Below are 23,239 nucleotides of genomic sequence, written 5' to 3' on the forward strand. Positions count from 1 at the left end.
CGATATGAACCTAAGATCACTGTATTTGCAAGGCAAGTTAATGAATAAATTTAAATGCAGGCTCCAGAACAAGCTGGTAATGAGAAGGTGTTGCGCCCAAACCAGAAATACGCCTCCAATATGCAATTCACAGGCTCACCCAATGTTATGCATTGGGCGTGAGACAAACAGTCTGAATGTATTTTTCAAATCTTATTAGGCTGCTTTCAAAGTGCAGGTTATCGCTTATAACCTTCAAACCAGCGCATTAAATTTGTGCAAATACCTAAAATAGTGGCACTGTGCCCGCAAATTAACCAATATCAAAAACAAAAATTGGAACGATCCATTTTGGTGGGAATCAGACATGAATCAAAATAAACCAGCCAGGCATCTGGCCCTGGCAGCTCTTGCATCGGCTATTTTAGTGGCCTGTGGTCAAGCGCCCAACACAGCTGACAAAAATGCAATACAGAACGTAAACATGCAATCAAATTACGTGTCCGATGTGGTGTCGTATGTCGATCCTTTGATAGGAACTAAGGGCCCGTTTAATCACAGACAGGCTGGCAATGTTTCTCCTGGCGCTTTGGTGCCATTCGGTATGTTTAACTTTGGCCCAGAGCACGCCTATACGGAAGATTTGCTGGCGGAGTCGGAAGGGATCGCAAAGAAGATTCTGGAAGAAAAGAAGCGTGTGCCCGTTTCTCCCGGTGGCTATAACTATCAGGCAAGTCGTGTAAAAGGGTTCTCCTTTACCCGTTTATCTGGTACCGGATGTCTGGGGGCTTCCGGAGATATTCCCGTTATGCCTTTCACCAAAGATATGACTTTTTCTCCCGCGACTGATCCGATTAACGCGTATTATAGTGCTGGCTTTAGTCATGAAAATGAAACGGCGACGCCAGGTTACTATCAGGTTGGGCTGGATAATGGGGTGAACGTAGAGCTTGCCGCGACAACCCGTACAGGTATCGCGAATTTTACGTTTGAGGAGGCCGACAACGCCAAACTGCTATTCAGAACGGCTTATTCCCAGCTCGGCAGTGGCGACGCTTATGTAAAGGTTAATGCCAGCAAGGGCGAAATTACCGGGTATGTCACTTCCGGAAACTTTTGTGGTTATCTGGGGGAGTATAATCGCAGAGATTATTACACCCTCCACTTTGTTGCCAAGCTGGATAAACCTATTTCAGGCTCTGGTGCGTGGAAAGACGCGGAGGTTTTTGCCGGGCAGAATTCCTCACAAGGAGGGATGGGGTACGGTGAAAATGGCTGGCCGGATATAGGGAAAGGGTCGGGGGTCTGGGTCGATCTCGATATAAACTCGGCAGAAACGGTACAGATGCGTGTCGGCATTTCATACGTGAGCCTGGATAATGCACGAGAAAACCTGCAAAAAGAGCAGTCAGAACAGAGTTTTGCTCAAGTACGTCAAAATGCGCAAAACGCGTGGGAAGAGGAGCTCTCCAAGGTGAGTGTTGAGTCTGACGACACCAGCAAGCTGAGTGTGTTTTACACGGCCCTATATCACAGCTTGTATCATCCCAATGTTTTTTCAGACGTAAACGGCCAGTACATGGGGTTTGATCAGCAGGTGCACTCCGTCCAGGAGACCCAAACTCAGCAATATGCCAATTTTTCCGGGTGGGACGTCTATCGCTCTCAATTACAGTTGGTGACTTTGTTAGACAAAAAGCGTGGCAGTGATATCGCTCAGTCGCTATTTAATCAGGCAAATCAGTTTAACGGTATATGGGATCGCTGGACCCACAACGCCGGACCAACGGGCGTGATGAGTGGCGATCCATCGACTATTGCGATTGCCAATTTTGTGGCATTTGGAGCGAATGACTTTGATGTCGCCGGAGCATATGACTCTCTATACAAAGCCGCGACCGAACCGACTGAGTTTGACTTATCTGATGTTGGTTGCCCGGTATTTTGTCGTGGTCAAAAGCCTTCCTTAGATCAGTGGCAACAATTAGGTTATATATCGGATCAATCAAACAGCTGGGAAGGGGCTTCGGAAACGCTTGAGCAAGCATCCAGCTACTTTTCTTTGTCTCAACTCGCAGCACGTTTGGGCAAGCACCAGGATGCATCTCGTTTCGTAAACGAAGCTGGCTTTTGGCGCAATATTTACAACCCGGCCGCAACCGAATCACTGGGCTATATCCAGGGGCGCAATAAAGACGGCAGCTGGAAAGGAGACTTTGATCCTTTCTCGGGTCATTTGTTTGTAGAGGGTAGCCCGGCTCAATACCTGTGGATGATCCCGCACGATGGTGCAGGACTTGCGAAAGTATTGGGCGGTGAACAGGCTATGAGCCAGCGGCTTGATAGTCACTTCCGCAAGCCTGACGGTACCTGGGTACTTTATCGCGATTCAGCTGAGTTCTCCGATGTTTCAAACCAGCCATCGATCTTGTCTCCCTGGATGTATCTGCATACTGGCGAGGCATACAAAACACAGCAGACGGTACGTCAAACAATGAAGGATCTTTGGCTGGATACACCTGATGGCATTCCCGGGCAGGATGATCTTGGCCAGATGTCTTCCTGGTACGTATTCAGCAGCCTGGGGTTATACCCTAAGTATCCGGGCCGCGCAGATCTGGTATTGTCCAGCCCACAGTTTAAAAAGGCGAGGATAGGCAATTTAACACTGAACGCGCCGCAGGCTTCGGATGAGCATATTTACATTGAAGCTTTGAAAGTAAACGGAAAAACGACGTTGAATAGCTGGATTGATGAGTCTTATATCAATACGCCTGTGACACTGGACTTTACTTTGAGTGATACGCCAAACAAAGCATTCGGACAGGCACCTGACAACAGACCGCCAAGTTATGCGCCTTCTATTCGATAAGGACGCAATGGTAGGGAATAGCGACGCAAGGCTCATCCTTTCAGGATGTTTAATATAGTGTCAAAAAAGCCCCGCTGTTAGCAGTGGGGCTTTTATATACTCAAGGTCAATACCTCAGATCAGCTTTGTAACTGAGGGTATTAGTCGATTAATTGCTCGGATGAAAAAGCCGCTTCAGGTACATCGACGTTGAATGGCTTCAAGATTGGGCCTGAGCCGTGCCAGTAAGAACCATAAGCACAGCTGTTCAGGTTTTCCCATGTTCCGTCCTTATATAAGACTCTGGTTGCGCAAGCTTCTGCACTTCCACTGGGCGATGAAGAGTAGTTACTAAAGCGGCAATATTGCCCATTTCTGCAATCCCAACGGCCGCTATGCTGGCTCTGGTAAGTCCAGCTGACTTCTGCCACGGGTTTACTGGTATTGAGTCGAAAAACAACAGAAGAAGCCGTTGATGTTGTGGGGCTGGCACATACCGGGCTGCTCCATTCCTGAGGCGTTGGTGTTCCGCTAATAACACATTCTACGGTCGCGGCCTGGCTTGACAGACTTGTGACACCCAGACCCAAAGCGGCGAGTAACAGATAAGCTTTCATAATAACTTCCTTTTAGTGTTTTGTTTATTTACATCGTTCACATATAAATTACACCAAGGTGGAAGTAAGTCAAGCCTATGGGTACACCCTGAGAAGCGACTGCAAAGTGATCTAAGCAGCAAACTAGAATGGTCAGATTCAGTGTTTCATGACGTTTGAGTCGCTCAGCCGTCAGACGATGCTGAACTTTTTGGGCTGAGTCACATTTTCTTCCTCAGATAGGAGCTGCACACCAGCCAGTGAAGCTGAGCTCAGGTCAAATTCATTTATCGTACCTGCCGTAGCGCTCAGCACTGGTGTGTATAAAGTTCGAACAAGGCTCGCAAAATAAAATGACGCTCACCTAATGGGCTTAACGTAGCGGTTGCAGGGTATCAACCTCAAACAATAAAATTTGACTTAACTGCTTCCCATGCACGTTAAAATTATCATCAGATACCATGAGTAAGCTTCGGTTGCCATTGTCTAGCACTGGCCCAAAGGTCATGCCTTCAAGGTTATCAATGTGTTTGGAGTGCAGTTGATGTTTGATGGTGGCCATATCCAGCAATAAAGTCTTGCTGGCAGGGCGCAAAGTTTGGTTTTTTAATGATGTCATTCGACTGGTGTCAGTTGTGCCTTTTATATCTACAAGGTAGATGCTGACATCATTGCCACCGTCCGCTATGCCTGAAGTATATGAACGTTCCATTGTTAAAAACTGGTGCTCATTAACCTGTAATATCTCAACCAAACCCGTGGTGCGAAATGCATCGGGTTTTGCTTCGGGGCGGTTGACCATGGGCTCAAGATAATAAGCAAACTGCTTTTGCATTTTTTTCGAGGCAAAATCAAAGTAGGAGATACGAACCATGCTGCCTTGCTCAATGGTGGATTCTTCACCGTCTTGTTTCAATGCACCTTCTGCAGACACCCATATTCCCTGACCTGAATGCGCAACCGTTAAGCCTTCAAATACCGCGTTGTGCCTTGGCCCGGAACTTTTGGTGATATCGAACATTGTGGGCAGCTCGAAATTTACCTGGCCTTGCCGTGTTTGCATAAAAACTGCGGGGGCGTGTTTGTATTTTATACTTCCTTCGCTGGTCCAGATAATATCGCCGCTGCCAGGAGCAACGCGTAAACTTTCAGGATCAACAACCCCTGAATGTGTTTTTTTATCAACCAGAGGTAAAGACTTTTCGAATTGAACCTGCTCAATCTTCTTGCCGTTAATACTGATATTTGCCTGAAAATATCGCGGTTTTTTAGAGTCATCTGCTATCAGCAAATATTTGCCGTTGGTGTACTCAATGCTGGACAAGCCACCGACCTTATCGCCATCGATCCGCAAGTCAGCAGGAACAATCACCTCGTCAAGATACTTTAGCTGCATATCAGCTGAATGTGCAAAAGCTGGGGCCAGCATGGCCAGAAATACATAACTGCGCATAACATCATTACTACAAAAAAACAGAACCAAGCAATATACGCGGCTAATATGAACTTTGCATCACAAAAGGGATAAAAAAGCAGGAAGGTGTGATTGTTCTGTTCATCTGCCGGCCAAATTGTGTATGTAAGTTAGCTCTGAGAGTGTTGAAGCTTTACTGCGTGCTTATACACAGGATGAAGCGGCGCTGATGGGGGATGTTGTAAAGCACATGACTGTGCAACTCGGACATAGATGGTAACTAAAACGGTAGTTGTATACCTTTGTCAGGCCAGTTGTGTGCCATAAGAGTAATGATACTCACATGGCACAGCTACTCGATGAATCAAGCAAGTGGTAGGGTATTTACCTGAGGCTTACTCAATAACGGTAATAAAGTTATATTTGTCAGAATCAGCCTGGGTTATCCAGTGCTCGCCGTTAAATGGCGCTGACTTGAGAGTAAAAATATAAAAGTCGATACCCTGCTGGCCCAGCACCTTGTCAAAATAGGTCGCTTGCTTACGGTGACTTACATCAGTATAGGGAATGTCTAAAGCCGTTTTTTCACCGTTTCCCCAACTGTGTACGCCAATTTGTTTGTTGCTTTCGATTGCTATTGTGTCATTCGTTTTTTGTAAAATACGCGGATTACCCGCCGCAAAAAGGTCGGTGCCACCTGAAAAAACGGAACCTGTTCGGGTTACATGGGTTGCCATTTTATTATCTTTGATAAGTAGCCCTGTATACATATTAATGTCGTCGTCTGCACTGCCGCCAATGTGGGTTGAAAATGCCAGGGTCATTTCGGAACCTTCAAAGCGGCTCGTAATGTCTTTCATTTGCAAGTATGTTGTCACGCCGAGTGTTGCGTTAATACGCTCTTTACTGCCATCGTTGTTAAGTATTTCACGAAAGAACTCGTTGAATGCAAAAGTGGTGTTGATTGTGACTTTGTTGTCTTTATTGCTAGCTGTCAGCACGGTGTTACCAATGCTGCTTATGTGTTTGAGTGCGTCAGTCTGGAATTCGACTTGAATGTCAGATTTTCTGTTTTGAGTCGTAGATTGAATCACCGTGCTGTTATCAGAGCTTGTACGAGTAGATTCGCCACATTTAAAAATATCCGTAATGACAGATGGCTGGTAAATCAAACAGTCACCGTCGTCAGCATTACTTAACCACAAGTCTACTGTACTAGCATCTGAACTCTGAAGTTTGATCACCCATTGTCCTTCATCTAACTCTTCAGCGTACTGAACCTGATTGTAAGACTTACCTTCGAAGCTCATTTTAACAGAAGTCAGTATCTGGTTACGCTCAGTGAGCAGAGCCTCCAGCTCAGTATTTGAAAAGGTATGATCTGCTGCTGGTCGTTCTACTTCTGTAGGTGTGACAGATTTGGTTGGTGTGGTCGTTTGACCGGTCGATTTTGATGAGCCCGAATTACACCCTGATACAGAGGCTACACAGGCTGCAACGAGCAATAATTTAAAAGTTTTCATAGTGATATCTCCACGCAAAAATTTTGTTGAGTGCATGGTAACCGAGTGTGAAGGCGGCTTCAGTCATCAAGATGTACAGGAATGTATTTCGGGCTCTGACAAAGCGCGGGTATACTATTGCCATTAGTAGAATATAAAAATTGGTGACCATGACCCGGCAACATATGCTAATCATCGAAGATGACGAGAAACTTCGAAGACTACTTAGTGAATACTTTATCAATCAGGGGTTTGACGTCACGACTTTAGAAGACGGCAGCCATGCAGTCAGCACTATGTGTGATACACAACCGGACATAGTACTACTCGACTTAATGTTGCCTGTCACCGACGGGCTGACAATATGCAGACAAAGCCGTAATCAGTTTCGGGGTAAGATTTTAATCCTGACAGCAAGTAATGATGACTTTGACCATGTTGCGGGTTTGGAGATTGGCGCTGATGACTATGTGATGAAACCAATTAAACCAAGAGTACTGCTTGCACGTGTTCGTTCCTTGCTTCGCCGACCAAGCCACGAAATGGAGGCGGACCCGGAGATTATGCAGTTGGGGTTGCTCAGGCTTGAAAATAAGTACAAGCGTTGCGAACTGGACGGCGAGGTTATTCAACTAACCGACAGTGAATTTGATCTACTGTGGATTTTAGCCAGTCATCCAGACCAAGTGATGTCAAGGGATGAGCTGACCAGAGCACTACGTGGTATTGAGTATGATGGCATCGATCGGACGGTAGACAATAAAATCGTGCGCTTACGCAAACTGCTCAATGACAGTCAGGAGGCATCAAAGCGGATCCTGACTATAAGAGGCAAAGGCTACTTGTTTGCCAGTACTGCGTGGTCGTAGTAAATATCTGATTAACCCGAGACAAGCTGGGAAATAATGAAACGCATCTTTGTTGAATCACTGGCCATCCTGTTTGCCTGTTTTATCGGGGCACTGGTTGCATATGAAGTTCTTGTTTACGAACTGGCAGTAGACTATGAGTTTGTACTGGAAGATGACGAGGCACTGGCACATCAACAGCTGCTACAGAATATCGCCGAACATCAGGGGGGCGCGTCGGCGTTGGCAGCAATGAAGCAGTATGCACAGCAGTCTCATTTGCTTTTACAGTCACATGAGAGACCACCCGCAATTGTCTCTGAGTTCTTCAATGAGAATTCATCGCAGTATACTTATTTTGATGAAGACCGTACCTTGTGGTTTCGCCTGGCTGGAATTACAGCCATATTCAGTTATGTGCCTGACCACAGTAGTCTTGTCAGGCAGAAAATTGATTTGGAAGAGGACCTGGCATGGATCTTCATGCTTGGCAGTTTCGTTCTCTTTAATCTGGTGAATATTTGGTTGATTTTACGTCGTGTCAGAATGTTGGAAAATACAACACGACGCTTTGCCCGGGGAGATTTGTCATGCAGGGCAGAGTTATCCAGTTCCAACAGGTTAGGCTCTCTCAATCAGTCATTTAACGACATGGCTGACCGCATTGCACAGTTAATTGAAAGCAATCGAGCACTGACAAATGCGATTGCTCATGAGCTTCGTACACCGATATTTCGGGTCCAGTGGCAGGCTGAACTACTGCAAGAAACGAAACTGGATGAATCACAAGCGGCGACGGTTAACAGCATCATTGAAGACTCGGAGGAAATGGAGCAGATGGTCGACGAGCTACTGCATTATACCAGAATGGAAAGCGATCATGGTGTACTGTCGCCGGAACCCATTGAATTGGCTGCATTATTAAATGACGGTAAAAAACGTTGGCAAAAAGATAAGCCGTGCGCTGTGAACCTGACAATCCAAATTACCCCTGACAGCCTTATTGTTGTGGCTGACAAACGATTACTCATGCGGGCGCTCGACAACCTCGTACGCAATGCTTTTAAATATGCTGATAACGAAGTGCGTTTGGTTTGTTATGCGCAGGCGCAATTAGTATATATCACAGTACATGATGATGGCCCCGGTGTAGCGCTCACGCATCAGGCCCATATTTTTGAGCCCTTTTATGTCGCCGATAAAGCAAGAAACAAAGCGCAAAGCGGACATGGACTGGGGTTATCAATAGTCAGAAAAATATGTGACCAGCACTTTGGCACGATAGAGGTGGGTACCAGCGAGATACTCAACGGTGCAATGTTCATGTTAGCGCTACCTGCAAGCGATGATAAATCGGACAAATGAGCACTGAGCGTGAGGCGACCCCTTTCGCGCTTCTTTATGCATCACCTCACTTCATATGGGGTTTTTAATGGCGTTTTGGTCGTTGTCTTTACAACTGATTATTATAAACTTGCCCAGATACTTAAGCTACATACCAGTTGAGTGACTATTTTATCGTATAGCTGTTTCGCAACACGTTCTTATTTATACTCAACTTGTTTAAATGCGTCGTATACCGCCAGGTGCAGGGTATCTCCGTGATCCAGTTCTTCAAAATAACGAAAATGTAACTGGCTTTTGCCCTCAAGTTGAGTTGCTATTTTATCGTGTAGCTGTTTCGCAACACGTTCCATTACGTCACCTTCTTTACCTACCGCAATGTAAACAGACTTTGGCAGACTAGTGGGGGCAAATTTACTGGCGAGTAAAGACTCGTTGTTCCACCACAGACTGGGACTGACAATGACATAGTGATCAAACAGTGACGTGTGATGAAACAGAATTTCACTGGCGAGTAAGCCCCCCAACGATTGACCGATAAGGGTATCTGATTGGTTGGTGCGGTAACGCTTATCTATCATTGGTCGGAGTTCATTCTCCAGAAATGCAATAAATGATTTAGCGCCACCGTGGGTCGGCAGGTCACGTTTATCCAGTGCATTGTTACTTTGGGTGGTGAAATCCCGTTTTCTGTCTTGGTTACTAATACCCACAACAATGCTGGGTGGAAGAAAGTTTAGCCAGGGAAAGTTGGCAAATTGCACCAATCCGGCAATGTGAATAAAGTCTTCATCTTTTGAACCGTCCAGCAGGTAAATAACCGGGTATGTTTGTTGTGTATTTTTTTGATATTCTGCTGGTAAATAGACGTTTATTGAGCGATTCTGTTTCAGTATCTGGGAGTTAAATGTCAAAGTGTGGGCAAACTCTAACGGTGCAGAGTGAACCTCATCTTTTGCATAGGCGAGCGAGCAGCTCAGTGCGCTAATTAAAAGCAAGAGTACAACGTTCATCAGGCTTCATTCCTTTGGTCAAATAGAAGCTAGATGTTAACTCTAATTTATGTTTAATCATAGTAGCACGGTAAACAGGTACAGACCGCTTGTGCCTCACAATAATAAGAAAGGAGTCATTATGACCATGTTAAAAGCGTTGTTAATAACCCCATTGCTTGTTGGCAGTTTCGTAACACTTGCAGCCACTATTCAGGTTCAGGCTGTATCGCAACACCTGCATATTCTTACGGAGCAAGACTACGGCACAAATATCGGATTGTTTAAATCCTCCGACGGCGTGGTACTAATCGACCCTATGCCAGGTAAAACTAACTTGGCCCAGCTATATAAAACTGTTAATCAAATTCACCATAAACCGGTTACCCATATTTTAAATACGCATAATCACGAAGACCACTCGGGAGGCAATGCTTATTTCATGGAACGTGGAGCTCAGCTTGTCGAAGGCGACGTTAAACTGGCCGGGTTTACCCGTGTTATGGTTAAGTCTCATACCTCGGTAGACAACATTTTTTATCACAAGCCGAGTAACACGATTTTTGTCGGAGATGTGTTTGATACCAGCTGGCATCCCACCTTTTATGCGGGAGGGGTGCAGGGCTTTAAAGATGCCATCGAGATCATTTTACAAATCGGGGACGAACAGAGTGTGATCATTCCCGGGCATGGCGCTGTGTCAAATAAAGCGTCACTGCGTGAATTCAGAGCCAATACGCTCCTGTGGGTGGAGACCGTACGTGTGTTCAGAAAAAAAGGCTACAGTGTTGAGAAAATTATGGCAGAGAATGAGAGTAAGAAAATTGTCGCCAGATTTAATGTGCAAGGCAAGGTGCCGTTTTTACCAGACACAGCTTATAAAAGGTTTGTAGAGAGAACCATCCAGGTGATAGAGCAGGAAGAGAACAAGGGGGGTGAGTGAGGAGCCTGAAGCGTCTGACGATATCGGGTACGCTGAGGCCCTTTTGCGCTTGGCTGAACCATGTTGATATGCGATAGTGCAGGGGTCTGTGATTAAAACAATATCGTAATGGAATTTTCGCGCTACTTTCTGTTTTTCTTCGCCTCACTTGGGGCATTTAATGGCGTTTTACTGGCTGCCTGGGTTTATCATAAACGCAAGGAAATTGCCGCAGCTCCCTGGCTGTCTTTGCTGTTGATTATGCTGAGTATTCGGATTGGCAAATCGGTTGCGTTTTACTTTAGTCCCGGGCTGAGCAAAGACTTTTTGCAGCTGGGGTTGAGTGCCTGCTGTTTGATTGGACCGAGCCTTTTTTCGTTTTGTTTTCGTAGCCTTTACCCAAACAAAGCTCGCTGGCTACTGCGCGGGCATTTTGCATTGTGGCTTGTTTTGGTTGCCCTCGTTGGCGTGATATACCCGTATCAAAGTTATCCTGAATTGTGGCAAACCTGGGTGTATCGCGGCTCAAGTTATGTATGGCTTGGTTACCTTTTGGTGTCGGCTTGGGTGTACCGGCACAAACTGGCCGAGTTAAAATCGCATCCGGACCTCCCTGTATGGCGCGATTTGCCTTTTATCGCGCTTAGTGGCGGCGCACTTATCTGGTTTGCCTATTTTACCTCAGCCTATACGTCTTACATTGTGGGCGCTTTGTCATTCTCTATGGTGTTGTATCTCAGCATTGTGGTTTTTTCTGGGCATAGCAGAGGCAAAGAAAAATACGCGGCACAGGTTATTTCACCACAACAGAGTGCGGAAATTTCCGCGATGCTAGAGAGCTTGATGAATGAGCAGCAGCTATTCACGGACCCTTCTATGTCCTTACCCAGGTTAGCCAAACGTTTGGGTGTTAGCCATACAAAATTGTCTCAACATTTGAATCAACAATACGGTTGTAACTTCAATCAATATCTTAATGGCTATCGAGTAAAGCACGCCCAGAAACTGTTAATACAGGAGCAGAACATGACAGTTGAGCAAGTTGCTGAACAGTGTGGCTTTAACGCCAGCTCGACATTTTATACGGCGTTTAAAAAGCAATGTGGTCAAACTCCCAATCAGTTTCGTGCAAAGTCTGTCAAATTATCATTCTGAACACTTAGATTATAATTCAGGAGCTTGTTTTTTAAGGTTATGTTTTATGGTGAGGTGACATTAAGTTAACCGGAGAAACACCATGAAAACTCTTTTAAGACACCTGCTGATCTTGCTATGCCTGCTATTTTGTGGCATTAGCCTGGCTGATGATGAGGCAGGCGTTTTACGTGCTTTAAATGACTACTTAAAGGGAACTGAAATGGGGCAGCCTGCCCAAATCAAAAATGCCTTTCATCCGCAGGCTCAGCTACTGTTGTCTCATGACACCAAACCCTTTTGGACGGTATCGATGGAGCAATACAGTAGCTGGTTTAAGCCGCTGAACAATCGCAACCGTCGGGGCAAGATACTCTCTGTGAAAATCGATGGTGATATCGCCATGGCTCGGCTGAAAATTACGATAGCACCTCCTTACCAGGCATATATAGATCATGTCTTGCTTAAACAGATTGCAGGGAAATGGCAGATTGTGAGTAAGACAGCAACGGACCAAAGTGCTCAGTATAAAAATAAAAAAATTCTCTTCATTGCATCCAGTGCCAGCTTTCATGGTGACAGTGACTTACCAGCCGGGACCAGTTTTTCTGAGCTGGTCTATGCCTACGACACATTCATCAAAGCCGGGTATGAAGTAGACTTTATGAGTACCCGAGGTGGAGCGTTAAGCCTGGCTTATGTGAATACGTCAATTCCAATTCATAAGCAGTATCTTTACGACCCCGAATTTATGTACTCGATAGGCAACAGCTTCGCACCAGAGGAAGTGAATGCCTCTGAATATCAAGCTGTCCATTACCTTGGTGGCAGCAATGCTATGTATGAGGTTGCAGAACATCCCGGAGTTCAGGCTATTGCGATGACGGTTTATGAGCAGAATAACGGCATTGTTTCTTCGGTCTGTCATGGTACAGCCGGTATTGTCAATCTGAAATTGAGCAACGGAGAGTATCTGGTCGCCAACAGACGTATCAGTGGCTACCCTGAATCTTTTGAACGTGCCGGGGCTGAGTACCTGAAAGAATTTCCATTTATGATTGGCGAGCGTATTGGGGCGCGAGGTGGGGATTTTCGCCATGGTGAGCGCAACAAACCCTTTGTAGAAATAGATGGACGACTGATCACCGGACAGAACTATTTATCCTCGGTGGCAGTGGCTGAGGCGATGATCGAGGTGTTAGAAAAGCGGTGAGCTGGCGATGCTAGAGTAGGATAAATCTGACAGCTCGGAAAATGCATGTAAAAAGAGGCAATTAATTGCCTCTTATAGGAAAGAAGAACGGGTTTAGTTACCTTGTTCTTGCCACTTCAACAGAAGTGCAAGGGTCAGTGCACCGACCTGACCCGCCTCATTCAGGCCGTAATGGGTCATAGCCGCGTGTCGAAATGCATATGAGACAGCGTTCAAGTGTTCTTTTACTCCTTCCTGACATGCCTCGCGATAATCCTCATCTTTTGAACATTGGCTGTAATATTGCTCAATTCTAGGGATATAGTGTGCAGCAAAGTGATCAGATAAATCGCCAACATAGGCATCAATTAGCGGCTTAGACGTCAACTCCACAGCGTCAAGTGTGGCCGTATCATCCCAGCAACGAGACCACACCTGAGGATATGTCGCTTCTTTTTCCTCCAGCACAGAGATGATATCGGTAACTCGATGCTGAAGCCTCAGCAGCGAGCGAGCATCGTCAAAAGCTGCACAGTTTTGTGGCGAGTTAACGGCGTCTTCGACACTGGACTCAAGTAGCTGATTAAAACTGATGCGAGCTGGCTCAAAATCCTGCGCCAGATTACGCCAAAGTGGAAAAACGATACCCAGCCGGTAGCCATAAAAATCGTGATCGAGCGCCACGCCTTTTTCGACCAACCAGTGAACATTGTCCAGTGCTTCCTGGTAGTGCCAGGAATCGTAAAGATAGTAAGCTTCGTCCAGCTTAGCCTGAAGCTGAGGGTCTAAATTGCTGGCATGAGAAGAAAGACAAAAAGTACCACAAACCAACAGGGCGCTGGAAATTAAAAGTTGTTTCATTTTACTCTACTCCTTAGGAAAAAATGAAGTGTCTGAGGCTCAGTGTTAAAAACCACAGACTTGGTTTAGTGCTGTCAGGTTGAACAGCCGACATGGATAAGCAGTATGCATGCCAATTTAGTTCTTTTTACTTGTTATTTTTCGTTGTACCCATCCAATAATCTTAATTGTGGGGAGGGGAAGTGCCAAAAGCGTAACGGACCTTACCCTGCTCAACCCGGTAAGATGATAGGTATGAAAACTAAAGCACTTGTTTATACACGTGTAAGTCGTTTAAATACCCCGTATCTGATAAGTGTGCGCCCGATTAGGGGCATAGTGAGGCGTTATGCATAACTACCTTTTACCTGCGCTGCTGTTATATAGCGGGGTGTGCCTCGCAACACACCAAGTCAGGGAAGTCTTTGTTGTCGAAGGGCAAGCGCATGGCATAGATCTGTTTCCCCTCGAGTCACTTTACAACTACGATGACATTCAGTCCAGGCTGGTTGGCAGAGGGTGGTGTACAGCGAACTGGCGAGGCTACAAAGGGACCTGGGAATTAAGGGAAGGTAAGCTTTGGTTAACCTCGCTGGTGCAGGATTCATGTTCTCAGACCCCACCTTTAATTGACCCCGTGCCATTTTTTGGTCAAAGCGCTTATCCGGTCAAAGCAAGCTGGTTTAGTGAAAAGATAGAGGTGCGACTGGGTGATATGGTGCCCACATATTGCAAGACCAAAGATGATGAACCACTTCAAACGGGGTATACGTACGATGCGATGGTGTATGCTTTCACTGGCGGAGAGCTTGTTGAACGCTCCAGGCAAACAATTAACCAAGACTGGGAGGAAAAGCATCAGCTATGCATTGATAACGCACCTTGGGATTTTTTCAACTGGATCGGCATCAGCAAATAAGTCTCGAAAAACACAGCGCCGGCGACTTGATACCCGCGTTTTTGCAAAAAACCTCTGTTGTGAGAGGCAGGACACCAGCTTTTATCGCAGATTGTGCTGCCCGCATTATGTTTGAGAGACACCAAAAAGCGACCATGATTAGATAAGTGCGACTACTGCAAGCTTTTGCTCTGACAGAAGTTGCACTCAGTCTGGTTGCTTTATTTCGCTTTATGGTTCATGCAATGTACCCGGGCTTTGGGTTTGGCAACGGGTTCATCTTCTTCTGGCAGCTTGATAGCTTCATATTGATCCTCTTCAGGGATATCTTCCAAACGTCGCAATGTGTTGACCTGAATATGCGGCCACTGAGTGGTTTCACCACTGGCACCAAACATAAACTCAAAATCCACGATTTGCTCGTACTGCAACTGATCTATCTCTTTTCCATTTTCCAGTTCGATGCGCTCCAGCCACATGCGATGGCGCATGCGAACCACACGACAGTAGCGCTCAATCATGACATTATTGACCGTTGCACCCTGTACCCCAGTATCATGCTGGCTGTCTAATTCGATCAGATCATAGCTTTTGAAGTTTAACCCCTCATTAAACTCTGAAAGCAACAGATTTGGCTGAACTGTGTAGGGGAACTTGGCACCATACTTATTGTAGTTAAAGATATTCAGGAAATAGGCGCGGGCACTGTTTACCCCCTGGTGCGCCTCAGGTTGGTCTGGGTAGTCTATTTGCTCGTCCCGTGGTTTGGTCGTCCAGTCTGGCTTTTTCAGGCTGCCCGGGATCAGGTCGCGTTCGGGATCTATACCCATAGTCGGAGAGATAGACAGGTAGGGTTGCTCCCAAAGCTTTGCTATTTCAGGTCTTTCAGGTGGCTTAGGTTTCTGGTTCTGATCAAAATGGGTAACGTTGCCTGTCAGGTGAATGGTGGTGCCATGGGGGATCACTCCTGAGCGAGAAATGGAGTGAGGTGGAACAAATTGAGGACCTTGTTCGCCAGGGCCAATGACCGGAACGCCGCCGTCTTCATCAACGGTTGCAGCGGTTGAAGGGCGAGAGAACATAGTACGCGGGTTTTGATACTGACCATTTTCTTCCCATGGCATAGTATTATCGCCCAACCATAAGTACATGCCGTTCTCAAAATGTTGCAGATCGTTGTTGTTATCTATGATGGCTGTTTCGTATTTGACCGGGCCATTAAATTGTTCATTAGAGCCTGCACGGTTGCGAACCGGTGCGTTTACCTTTGAAAAGGTTAGCTGCTCCCGGTATTGCTGCGATTTGAAATGAAAAACCCCAAATACGGTTTCTGATGAAGTGCCGGGAGAGGGCATAGGCGTAGTGTGCAAACCTTTAGGGCCGCCTTTCCAGTTAACCCAGGTGCCATGAAGTTTATCGAGTATTCCGAACTGAGGTACCGTGGGTTCGTTGCCTTTCAGTTCGGGGTAGGGGCGAACGGATGATTGTTGGGTCTTGCTAGTCATTGCACAGTCCTTATTTTTGCGCCGATCATTAACAACAGGCTCTGATGAGAGTGATATGTCGATGTCATTTCGACGGGTTAATTCAAAGGTCACGCGCATACTCCCTGCTGTATGAGCCGAGGGAGTGCGAGTGATAACGGTATGCAAAAATAATGGACCAAATATACCCGCTAAACCATTACAGGCTATTACAGGAATTTCCGCTTCAAGCCAGGTATTTGCCAATAAAATTAATATGATCAGCGCCTTTTTAGCTGAGCAAATACTTGTATTGTCTAGGGAGTTGTTTGACGCGCGACAGAGATGATTTCCTGTCTGAACCACCGACTTGCCTGATCGTCTTTGTTGCGAATATCCCAGTACATTTTCATCGAAAACGGCGGGACTGACAGCGGCGGCTCAAACACTGCAATGTTGAACTTGGCACTCACTGCCTCAATGAATTTGCGTGGTGCTGTGAATATGGCATCACTGGTTTCGACAATGTATGGGGCACTTGAGAAGTTAGCCACTTTATATTGAACTTTGCGGGTATGTCCCAGTTTGTCCAGCGCGTCGTCCACGGTTCCCCGAATATCTTTACCAGTGCCCGCCAGAATATGTGGATAGCGGCAGTAACTGGCCAGGTCGAGTACAGAACTGAGACAAGGGTGATCTTGCCTTACTACGGACACATAGTCGTCTTTATACAAGGTGGTGACCATCAGAGCAGGGTGGCTAGACTCGATAACACTGATTGAAAAATCAACCTCACCACTTTCAATCTGGCTTGCAAAGCCCCGTTTATCGAGCTTGGCAAATACCACCTGAATATTAGGGGCCACCTTGCTTAGATGTGGGATTAAAACCGGGGCCAGTGATTGCTCTACCAGATCGCTGGTGGCGATAAAAAAAGTACGACTGGAGTGAGCTGGGTTAAATTGCTCCTGAGTAAGAATATGGCGTTCAAAGTCATTTAACCAGCGATTGAGCTGGGATTGCAGGTATTCTGCACGTGGGGTCAGGATCAATTTATTGCCCTGTCGAATAACCAACGAATCATTAAAGCTGTGGCGCAGCTTTTTCAGCGTATGGCTGACTGCTGATTGTGTCAGACCCGCACGCTCACCGGCTCGTGTGAGGTTTTTAGTCTCAAATATTAACTGTAACAGACGCAGCTGGTTGAGCTCGATATCCGAAATATTACTCACGCCTACCCTCCCAGAGTTATTATTTATATTCATGGCTATATTAAAGCAATTAATTTCATTAATGAAGCGGGGCGACTTATTCTAGACCCAAGTTAAGAACACACGTCATCAAACTTCAGGAGATGAACATGAAATTAAAAACACTCGCAGCACTGACAGCATTGATTGCAAGCCCACTGAGTCTGGCCGATGAGATTTTGGTAGTGATGTCGGACACGGCACAAATGACATTGAAAAACGGTTACGACTACAAGACAGGCGTTTATCTGAACGAATTAATGGAACCGGTTAAGTTATTTCTGGATGCAGGTCACACACTGACCTTTGCTTCACCTAAGGGTATGGCACCGAGGCTCGACCCGGTATCTGATACACCCGATCATTTTCTGGACGTCAGCAAGTCGAATTATCAGGCTCATAAGGCCTTGTTCAACCAACTCAAGATTGATGATAAGACCGACAGTCCGGTTGTCAGTTTTGCCCGCATAGAACAAATTGGTATTGATAAATTTGATGCGGTCTTTGTGCCGGGTGGCCACGCACCACTGGGTGACCTGGTTGCTAACCCACAGCTGGGGGAGTTTTTGCGCCACTTTAATGCGCAGAAAAAACCCACCGGTTTGGTCTGCCATGGCCCGGTTGCCTTGCTTTCAGCTCTGCCAAATGCCGCTGAATTCGAAGTAGCAATGAAGTCAGGCAAAAATACCAAACCCGCAGAGGGCTGGGTTTATGAGGGATATCGCATGACTACATTCAGTAACTCTGAGGAAGCCGTTGCAACCCAATATTATCTCGGGGGTGACGAATTGTATTACTGGCCTCAAGACGCGCTGACCAAAGCCGGCGGGGATTATTCTCGGGGTGAAAAAGACTGGCATCCGCATATTGTTATCGACCGTGAGCTGATCACCGGTCAGAACAACAAGTCGTCAGTTGGAGTAGCGCAGGCGTTTCTTAAGCAGTTGGACTAACAATAAATCTACATTCAGGTGTAGCCTAAAATGCGTACAGCTGCCTTGTCTCAAGCTGTACGCCAGACAGACAAAATTTAAAAATTCTGGAGAATACCATGACACAATCAGTTTTAGTGACCGGATCAAACAGCGGATTTGGCTATCTTATTGCGAATACACTGGCAGACCACGGCTTTACGGTTACAGGCACTATGCGCGACCCACAAGGGCGCAATGCATCGGTTGCCAACGAGCTCAGAGGTAAAGGGGTTCATGTTATTGATATTGATGTTACCGACGATGATAGTGTTGCAATGGGCGTGAATGCTGCACTTGAGCAGGCAGGACATATCGATGTTTTGATTAATAATGCAGGCGTTGGTACGCTTGGCTGGCAAGAGAGTTTTAACATTGAAGACTTCAAGCGTGTGTTTGAGATCAATGTTTTTGGTGTACAGCGTATGACGCGGGCTTTATTACCGCATATGAAACAGCGTGGGCAGGGCACTTTAATCCAGATTTCCAGTATCTTGGGCCAGTTCGTGTTGCCATTCCTGGGTTCGTACAACGCGACCAAACATGCGGTAGAAGGTCTGGCGGAAAACTATCGGGTTGAGTTGTCTCAGTTTGGTATTCAGTCACTCATCGTACAGCCTGGTGGTTTTGGCACAGACTTTGGTGCGAATTTGCTGAGATCCAGTGATAAAGCTGTAACTGAAAGTTATGGCGAACATGCTGATGCACCAGAACAAATGTGGGCGGGTACAGAACAGGGTCACGATGCTGAAAATGCACCCAGCCCGCAAATGGTTGCTGACGCTGTATTACAGTTATTGCAGACGCAAGTTTCAGCACGTCCGTTCAGAACAACGGTAGACGGCACCGGTCTGAATCCAGTTATTAAAGCTGTCAATGAAGCCAGAGAAAAGGCGATGCAACATATCTACGGCGCTTATGGTATGGACGCAATGTTAGAGGTCAAGCAAGGTTAATACTGCATCTATTGCGTGCCTCTCCCTCGCAAGGACGCCAGTGGAGAACAATACCTGTCGCATGGATGCCGGGGACTGTTGGTTTTATCTTAACAGGCAAATCCAGTCCCCGGGGTTGTATCTATCTTGATTCCTTGCCATTACCACTCAAGTGGCGGCACAGCGCGACCCAGGCATTCTCTTACCTTCATAAGGGTTGGTTCATTCGGTCCGCGCACAGGCTGATCGCCTACTTTAAATTGATAGTTTCGGCCTGGTTCAAAAGCCAGCACGATAGAAGAGCCGCCATAGCCAAAGTGGCCCATAAACTGGCCTTTTTCAATGTCTGCGCCGGTTTCAATGGCGTTGACTATGCTGCCCACACCCCAAAAGCCAATCGCAACCATGGCGACTAACCCCAGATCGGGTGTTTTAATCACCCAGACATAACGCTGATGCTTACCCAGTTTCTGGTACCAACCAACTTTGTCGCTGTTTTTTGGTGGTAGCGGATCATAGGGGTGTCTCGGGTTAAAATTGTCAAAGTCATAATTATAAGAGCCCTCATACAAACCCTGTTCTATGACGGTGCCGGATACGGGGGCATGGAAATGGTGGTAATCGGTAAACCAGAGCAGAATGTCAAGTAGAGGACCACCGACAAAGCAGCGGCCATAACCGGGGATAGCTTCAATCAGATTAAAATGATCTCCCGATTTACCCGGTAGCAAGTAGCGATTGCTTGCCTGGCTATCGTTGTGCTCATTGCTGCCGCGCTCTAAAAAAAACACGCCACCATCACAGGGGGAGATCACGACACCACTGTCACTTGCACAGTTGCACAAAGGCCGCTGTCCGGGCTTGAGGTTACGTAAAAAAAACTGATTAAAAGACTGAAACCCCCCTTGTGGGCTATGTGGATCCGGGCGCTCATAATGATCAATATTAAACGGGTGCTCTTCTGTACCTGTATATGTCATCCAGGCACTTAATGTGTCTGTTGACGATGTGCTGTTTATCCAGTCACCATGAAAGTTCAGAAACTGTCGAAACCAGCCTCTGAAATAGCCGTCATTAGCCAGCTTTAAACCGGACTCGGTATTGACCAGGTAGTCCCAGTATTCGATGTATAAACCCGGGTTGTCCGGTGTTGGGGTATAAGTTAACCATTGAGAAAAGAAATTTTGCAGCGTAAATCCGGGCTCTCTGTATAAATAGGGCTGCCAGAAAGTTGCGATATCTTTGCGTCTGGCAAGGTTTACCTCAGAACATACCTCTGCCAGAGCCTCGAGATACCACAGCAAATTGAGCTGATTTTCTAAAAACACGCCATCCAGGCCCAGTATATGTAGCTCTGCTTCCGAACTTTTTTCGTCCCAATTTATAGGCGCAGGTAAAGGCATGGTCGAAATTTCAGTCATGATATTGGTCCTTTTGGTTCGCGAATGGTGATCAGGGGTTGGCCGTTGTGATTGTCCGAATCGGTCTAATCTGGAACTTTATAGGTCATGCCATTCATGAGGGCAATTACAGCAGATTACAGTGTGCAAAAGTGGGCCTTTATCGGCGCTTATTATTACTTTGAGCAGGTATAGTTCCGACTATGCGATGATCCGCAGAGGTTTGAGGCTCGTTTAACAGGTTAAATTTGCCATCAGGAAAATCTAACAATGTTTCAGTTCTTAAAACGTGATCCGGTCAAAAAGCTGCGTAAGGCCTATGATGCCAAACTAGAGCAAGCCATGCATGCACAGCGTAATGGTGATATTCGTGGTTATGCGATGCTCACTGCAGAGGCAGAATCAATCTGGCAGGAGATTGAAAGTTTACAAGGTAAGTAATGTGTTGATAAGTGAGGCACTCTTCACGAGTGAGGACAAAGCATATGTACCTCACTTGCAGCGAATATGGGCGCATAAGCAATAATTTGAGCCTAGCGCCCCGAACGTTAACTGGTCACAACCTTATCGTTGCCTATGTGCACCCGTTCAACCAAAGATGTTTCATTTCTCAACCAGCGGTTCATCACCACACAGGCAGTCAGGTCACCACTAACATTGATCACCGTACGGCACATATCCAGAATACGGTCGACACCCAGGATCAGTGCGATGCCAGTTGCTGGTATGCCAAACGTAGCGAGCACAGATGCGAGGATCACGATGCCTACCCCAGGTGTGCTGGGCGAGCCTATGGATGCGCCCACCGTGGTGAGAATAAGTAATATCACCTGATTCACCGATAAATCCACACCGAAAACCTGAGTGAGGAAAATAGCCGCAACCACCTGGTAAAGTGCCGTTCCATCCATGTTGATGGTGGCACCAAGTGGTATGATAAATTGCACTATCGGTTTTTTTACACCCAGTTGCTCCTGGGCTGTGCGCATTGACAATGGCATAACGGCAGCAGAACTGGAGGTTGAGAATGCGAGCAATTGCGCGCTACGGATGGCCTTTAAAAAGGCCATGGGGTGTACTTTGGCAACAAACGAAGCGACCAGGGTATAAATGAGTAATAACCCGGCGAGTCCTAACAATACCGTGGCCACATAAGCGGATACGCCAATCAGGGCATCTACGCCAATGCGGATCGTTATATCACACAGCAGACCAAACACTGCAAGGGGAGCCAATAACATGGCCCAGTTCACAATTTGTAACGAAACAGACTGGATCCCGTCCATAAAATCTATCATCAGTGCCTTGCGCTGTGCGGCCAATGTCGTCAACGCCATACCAATAAAGCTGGCATAAATGACGATGGCGAACATGTCTTTGTCCAGTGTGGACTGAGTGGGATTCGCCGGGATAATGGCCGCCACTTTATCTGGCAGCGAGGTCTGCGTTACTTGGGTCGCCACGACTTGCGCAGGCTGATCGGCAATTGCGCTAAACAGAGCGCTATCGACATAGTTACCCGGTTCAATGAGGTAAACCACAGCCAGGCCCAGAATGACCGCGACGAAAGTGGTTGTAACAAAGTAAGGTAAGATGCGAACTCCAACTTTTTTTAAAAACGCGGTATCTTTATTACCTGCGATACCAAGAATGATCGAGGAAAGTACCAGCGGGATAACAACCATTTGGATCAGGGCGAGAAACACCCGCCCGGGTAGCGCTACCCATTGAGCAATGTCCATTGCTGCCGATTGACTGACCAGCGCCATGCCCTGCGGAGAAAGTAGTAAACCTATGGTGATACCAAGTATCAACGCAACCACTATTTGCAGCCAGAGCCGCTTTTTTTGCAGCAGATTGGCTGGTGCATCTGGAGTTTGAATGTCTGTCATAACAATATCCCTGACTGGATGAGCACGATTAGAGTGATTATCCTAGCATAGCCATTTGATGCTACATTGACCCGCATCAAACGAGAAGAATTCACCCGGTTAGTGCAGGCAATGACTGGCGTCAGGTTTTGTCTGCTATCACTGTTAAATCACGTGCAAACCTGAGGTACACTGGCGCTTTGAGTACGGAGTATTGTATGGATATTAAGCGGTATCAAAGTAGCTGGGCCAGAGAAATTGCAGATTTATTTCATAGTGCAGTGCATGCAATTGCTAAAGACGACTACACTCAGGCGCAAAAAGCCGTATGGGCGCCAACACCGCCCGATTATGCATTTTGGTCAAAGCGCTTGGCAAACAAGCTTCCCTGGGTTGCCGTGCTAAACGGACGTATTGCAGGTTTTATCGAACTGGATGATGATGGTCATATCGATTGCGCCTATACGCACCCAGAGTTTCAGGGGCTGGGCATTGCAAGCGCGCTCTACCGTAAGTTAGAAACGCAGGCCAGAGAGCAGGGGCTGCCCCGTTTGTATGTCAAAGCTTCTAAACCTGCACGTCGCTTTTTTGCCACGCGCGGTTTTGCAATGGTAAAACGCAACGAAATTGTGAGGCATGGCGTCACTTTGATTAATTACACGATGGAAAAAACCCTCTGAGTGCCCAACTTGCGTGCTAATTATCAACATCAACCACAGTTCACTAAGTAATCACTTTTTGTTCACTGTAATACATCAAATTACTGCTACGCTTAAAGTTAACTGAATCAATTAGGGCCAGAGCATGCTGTGTCTGTTGTACCAATACAATAGGGAG

The 23,239-nt window shown here is 46.5% G+C and carries 20 protein-coding genes; 11 read left to right on the forward strand and 9 right to left on the reverse strand.

Translation table 11 applies throughout. From position 1 onward, the window contains the following. Positions 1 to 346: 346 nt before the first annotated feature. Complete coding sequence (locus NH568_RS09305; protein ID WP_253046406.1) at positions 347 to 2,851, forward strand: GH92 family glycosyl hydrolase; 2,505 nt, start codon at positions 347 to 349, stop codon at positions 2,849 to 2,851. A 140-nt stretch (positions 2,852 to 2,991) separates the two neighbouring features. Here NH568_RS09305 and NH568_RS09310 read toward each other — a convergent pair whose 3' ends face one another. The 3 genes from NH568_RS09310 to NH568_RS09320 all read right to left on the reverse strand — a co-directional run bounded on the left by NH568_RS09310 (position 2,992) and on the right by NH568_RS09320 (position 6,363). Next, on the reverse strand, positions 2,992 to 3,447 hold the full coding sequence (locus NH568_RS09310) for a hypothetical protein (RefSeq protein WP_253046408.1): 456 nt from the start codon (positions 3,445 to 3,447) through the stop codon (positions 2,992 to 2,994). A 352-nt stretch (positions 3,448 to 3,799) separates the two neighbouring features. Then, a complete protein-coding gene (locus tag NH568_RS09315; protein ID WP_253046410.1) occupies positions 3,800 to 4,879 on the reverse strand; it encodes an esterase-like activity of phytase family protein in 1,080 nt (359 codons plus the stop codon). A 356-nt stretch (positions 4,880 to 5,235) separates the two neighbouring features. Beyond that, positions 5,236 to 6,363, reverse strand: a complete 1,128-nt coding sequence (locus NH568_RS09320) for a hypothetical protein (RefSeq protein ID WP_253046412.1) — start codon at positions 6,361 to 6,363, stop codon at positions 5,236 to 5,238. Between the two features lie 164 nt (positions 6,364 to 6,527). On the opposite strand from NH568_RS09320, the gene NH568_RS09325 reads away from it, so the two are divergent. Then, complete coding sequence (locus NH568_RS09325) at positions 6,528 to 7,211, forward strand: response regulator (RefSeq protein ID WP_290444171.1); 684 nt, start codon at positions 6,528 to 6,530, stop codon at positions 7,209 to 7,211. A gap of 36 nt (positions 7,212 to 7,247) precedes the next feature. Further along, on the forward strand, positions 7,248 to 8,555 hold the full coding sequence (locus tag NH568_RS09330; RefSeq protein ID WP_253046416.1) for an ATP-binding protein: 1,308 nt from the start codon (positions 7,248 to 7,250) through the stop codon (positions 8,553 to 8,555). Positions 8,556 to 8,734: 179 nt separating this feature from the next. Here the strand turns inward: NH568_RS09330 and NH568_RS09335 are convergent, their stop codons facing one another. Further along, positions 8,735 to 9,547, reverse strand: coding sequence for an alpha/beta hydrolase-fold protein (locus tag NH568_RS09335; protein WP_253046418.1), 813 nt, complete (start codon positions 9,545 to 9,547; stop codon positions 8,735 to 8,737). 121 nt (positions 9,548 to 9,668) lie between these two features. Between NH568_RS09335 and NH568_RS09340 the strand changes: the two genes are divergently transcribed. From NH568_RS09340 to NH568_RS09350, 3 genes are all read left to right on the forward strand, one after another. Beyond that, positions 9,669 to 10,469, forward strand: a complete 801-nt coding sequence (locus tag NH568_RS09340) for an MBL fold metallo-hydrolase (protein WP_253046420.1) — start codon at positions 9,669 to 9,671, stop codon at positions 10,467 to 10,469. A gap of 108 nt (positions 10,470 to 10,577) precedes the next feature. Then, positions 10,578 to 11,603 carry a helix-turn-helix domain-containing protein gene (locus NH568_RS09345; protein WP_253046433.1) on the forward strand — a complete coding sequence of 342 codons (1,026 nt, stop codon included), beginning with the start codon at positions 10,578 to 10,580 and terminating at the stop codon, positions 11,601 to 11,603. A gap of 82 nt (positions 11,604 to 11,685) precedes the next feature. Then, positions 11,686 to 12,795, forward strand: coding sequence for a nuclear transport factor 2 family protein (locus tag NH568_RS09350; RefSeq protein ID WP_253046435.1), 1,110 nt, complete (start codon positions 11,686 to 11,688; stop codon positions 12,793 to 12,795). A 93-nt stretch (positions 12,796 to 12,888) separates the two neighbouring features. On the opposite strand, the gene NH568_RS09355 is transcribed toward NH568_RS09350, so the two are convergent. After that, entirely contained in the window at positions 12,889 to 13,635 is a 747-nt protein-coding gene (locus NH568_RS09355; protein WP_253046437.1) for a hypothetical protein, read from the reverse strand. A gap of 328 nt (positions 13,636 to 13,963) precedes the next feature. Here NH568_RS09355 and NH568_RS09360 point away from each other — a divergent pair, with 328 nt between their 5' ends. Continuing rightward, positions 13,964 to 14,533, forward strand: a complete 570-nt coding sequence (locus NH568_RS09360; RefSeq protein ID WP_253046439.1) for a hypothetical protein — start codon at positions 13,964 to 13,966, stop codon at positions 14,531 to 14,533. 200 nt (positions 14,534 to 14,733) lie between these two features. On the opposite strand, the gene NH568_RS09365 is transcribed toward NH568_RS09360, so the two are convergent. Then, entirely contained in the window at positions 14,734 to 16,017 is a 1,284-nt protein-coding gene (locus NH568_RS09365) for a peroxidase, FMP-type (RefSeq protein WP_253046441.1), read from the reverse strand. 275 nt (positions 16,018 to 16,292) lie between these two features. Then, entirely contained in the window at positions 16,293 to 17,207 is a 915-nt protein-coding gene (locus NH568_RS09370; protein WP_253046443.1) for a LysR family transcriptional regulator, read from the reverse strand. 128 nt (positions 17,208 to 17,335) lie between these two features. On the opposite strand from NH568_RS09370, the gene NH568_RS09375 reads away from it, so the two are divergent. Continuing rightward, positions 17,336 to 18,178 (forward strand): type 1 glutamine amidotransferase domain-containing protein, encoded by an 843-nt coding sequence (locus NH568_RS09375; protein ID WP_253046445.1) that lies wholly within the window; start codon positions 17,336 to 17,338, stop codon positions 18,176 to 18,178. A gap of 98 nt (positions 18,179 to 18,276) precedes the next feature. Next, positions 18,277 to 19,152 carry an SDR family oxidoreductase gene (locus NH568_RS09380; protein ID WP_253046447.1) on the forward strand — a complete coding sequence of 292 codons (876 nt, stop codon included), beginning with the start codon at positions 18,277 to 18,279 and terminating at the stop codon, positions 19,150 to 19,152. A gap of 140 nt (positions 19,153 to 19,292) precedes the next feature. Here NH568_RS09380 and NH568_RS09385 read toward each other — a convergent pair whose 3' ends face one another. Further along, positions 19,293 to 20,552, reverse strand: a complete 1,260-nt coding sequence (locus NH568_RS09385) for a phosphatidylserine decarboxylase (RefSeq protein ID WP_253046449.1) — start codon at positions 20,550 to 20,552, stop codon at positions 19,293 to 19,295. Between the two features lie 249 nt (positions 20,553 to 20,801). Here NH568_RS09385 and NH568_RS09390 point away from each other — a divergent pair, with 249 nt between their 5' ends. Beyond that, entirely contained in the window at positions 20,802 to 20,972 is a 171-nt protein-coding gene (locus NH568_RS09390; protein ID WP_138551441.1) for a DUF6435 family protein, read from the forward strand. 107 nt (positions 20,973 to 21,079) lie between these two features. On the opposite strand, the gene NH568_RS09395 is transcribed toward NH568_RS09390, so the two are convergent. After that, a complete protein-coding gene (locus NH568_RS09395) occupies positions 21,080 to 22,423 on the reverse strand; it encodes a dicarboxylate/amino acid:cation symporter (protein ID WP_253046450.1) in 1,344 nt (447 codons plus the stop codon). A gap of 197 nt (positions 22,424 to 22,620) precedes the next feature. Between NH568_RS09395 and NH568_RS09400 the strand changes: the two genes are divergently transcribed. Then, positions 22,621 to 23,082, forward strand: a complete 462-nt coding sequence (locus NH568_RS09400; RefSeq protein WP_253046452.1) for a GNAT family N-acetyltransferase — start codon at positions 22,621 to 22,623, stop codon at positions 23,080 to 23,082. The last annotated feature ends 157 nt before the right edge of the window (positions 23,083 to 23,239 follow it).

The sequence above is a fragment of the Pseudoalteromonas sp. XMcav2-N genome (genome assembly GCF_024124545.1).
GTDB lineage: Bacteria > Pseudomonadota > Gammaproteobacteria > Enterobacterales > Alteromonadaceae > Pseudoalteromonas.

Bases quoted from the DNA above. Each gene is read 5' to 3' on its own strand.
- NH568_RS09330 (WP_253046416.1), top strand. From the start codon at position 7,248: ATGAAACGCATCTTTGTTGAATCACTGGCCATCCTGTTTGCCTGTTTT.
- NH568_RS09360 (WP_253046439.1), top strand. From the start codon at position 13,964: ATGCATAACTACCTTTTACCTGCGCTGCTGTTATATAGCGGGGTGTGC.
- NH568_RS09375 (WP_253046445.1), top strand. From the start codon at position 17,336: ATGAAATTAAAAACACTCGCAGCACTGACAGCATTGATTGCAAGCCCA.
- NH568_RS09400 (WP_253046452.1), top strand. From the start codon at position 22,621: ATGGATATTAAGCGGTATCAAAGTAGCTGGGCCAGAGAAATTGCAGAT.
- NH568_RS09340 (WP_253046420.1), top strand. From the start codon at position 9,669: ATGACCATGTTAAAAGCGTTGTTAATAACCCCATTGCTTGTTGGCAGT.
- NH568_RS09325 (WP_290444171.1), top strand. From the start codon at position 6,528: ATGCTAATCATCGAAGATGACGAGAAACTTCGAAGACTACTTAGTGAA.
- NH568_RS09395 (WP_253046450.1), bottom strand. From the start codon at position 22,423: ATGACAGACATTCAAACTCCAGATGCACCAGCCAATCTGCTGCAAAAA.
- NH568_RS09320 (WP_253046412.1), bottom strand. From the start codon at position 6,363: ATGAAAACTTTTAAATTATTGCTCGTTGCAGCCTGTGTAGCCTCTGTA.
- NH568_RS09310 (WP_253046408.1), bottom strand. From the start codon at position 3,447: ATGAAAGCTTATCTGTTACTCGCCGCTTTGGGTCTGGGTGTCACAAGT.
- NH568_RS09385 (WP_253046449.1), bottom strand. From the start codon at position 20,552: ATGACTGAAATTTCGACCATGCCTTTACCTGCGCCTATAAATTGGGAC.
- NH568_RS09345 (WP_253046433.1), top strand. From the start codon at position 10,578: ATGGAATTTTCGCGCTACTTTCTGTTTTTCTTCGCCTCACTTGGGGCA.
- NH568_RS09315 (WP_253046410.1), bottom strand. From the start codon at position 4,879: ATGCGCAGTTATGTATTTCTGGCCATGCTGGCCCCAGCTTTTGCACAT.
- NH568_RS09350 (WP_253046435.1), top strand. From the start codon at position 11,686: ATGAAAACTCTTTTAAGACACCTGCTGATCTTGCTATGCCTGCTATTT.
- NH568_RS09335 (WP_253046418.1), bottom strand. From the start codon at position 9,547: ATGAACGTTGTACTCTTGCTTTTAATTAGCGCACTGAGCTGCTCGCTC.
- NH568_RS09365 (WP_253046441.1), bottom strand. From the start codon at position 16,017: ATGACTAGCAAGACCCAACAATCATCCGTTCGCCCCTACCCCGAACTG.
- NH568_RS09355 (WP_253046437.1), bottom strand. From the start codon at position 13,635: ATGAAACAACTTTTAATTTCCAGCGCCCTGTTGGTTTGTGGTACTTTT.
- NH568_RS09390 (WP_138551441.1), top strand. From the start codon at position 20,802: ATGTTTCAGTTCTTAAAACGTGATCCGGTCAAAAAGCTGCGTAAGGCC.
- NH568_RS09305 (WP_253046406.1), top strand. From the start codon at position 347: ATGAATCAAAATAAACCAGCCAGGCATCTGGCCCTGGCAGCTCTTGCA.
- NH568_RS09380 (WP_253046447.1), top strand. From the start codon at position 18,277: ATGACACAATCAGTTTTAGTGACCGGATCAAACAGCGGATTTGGCTAT.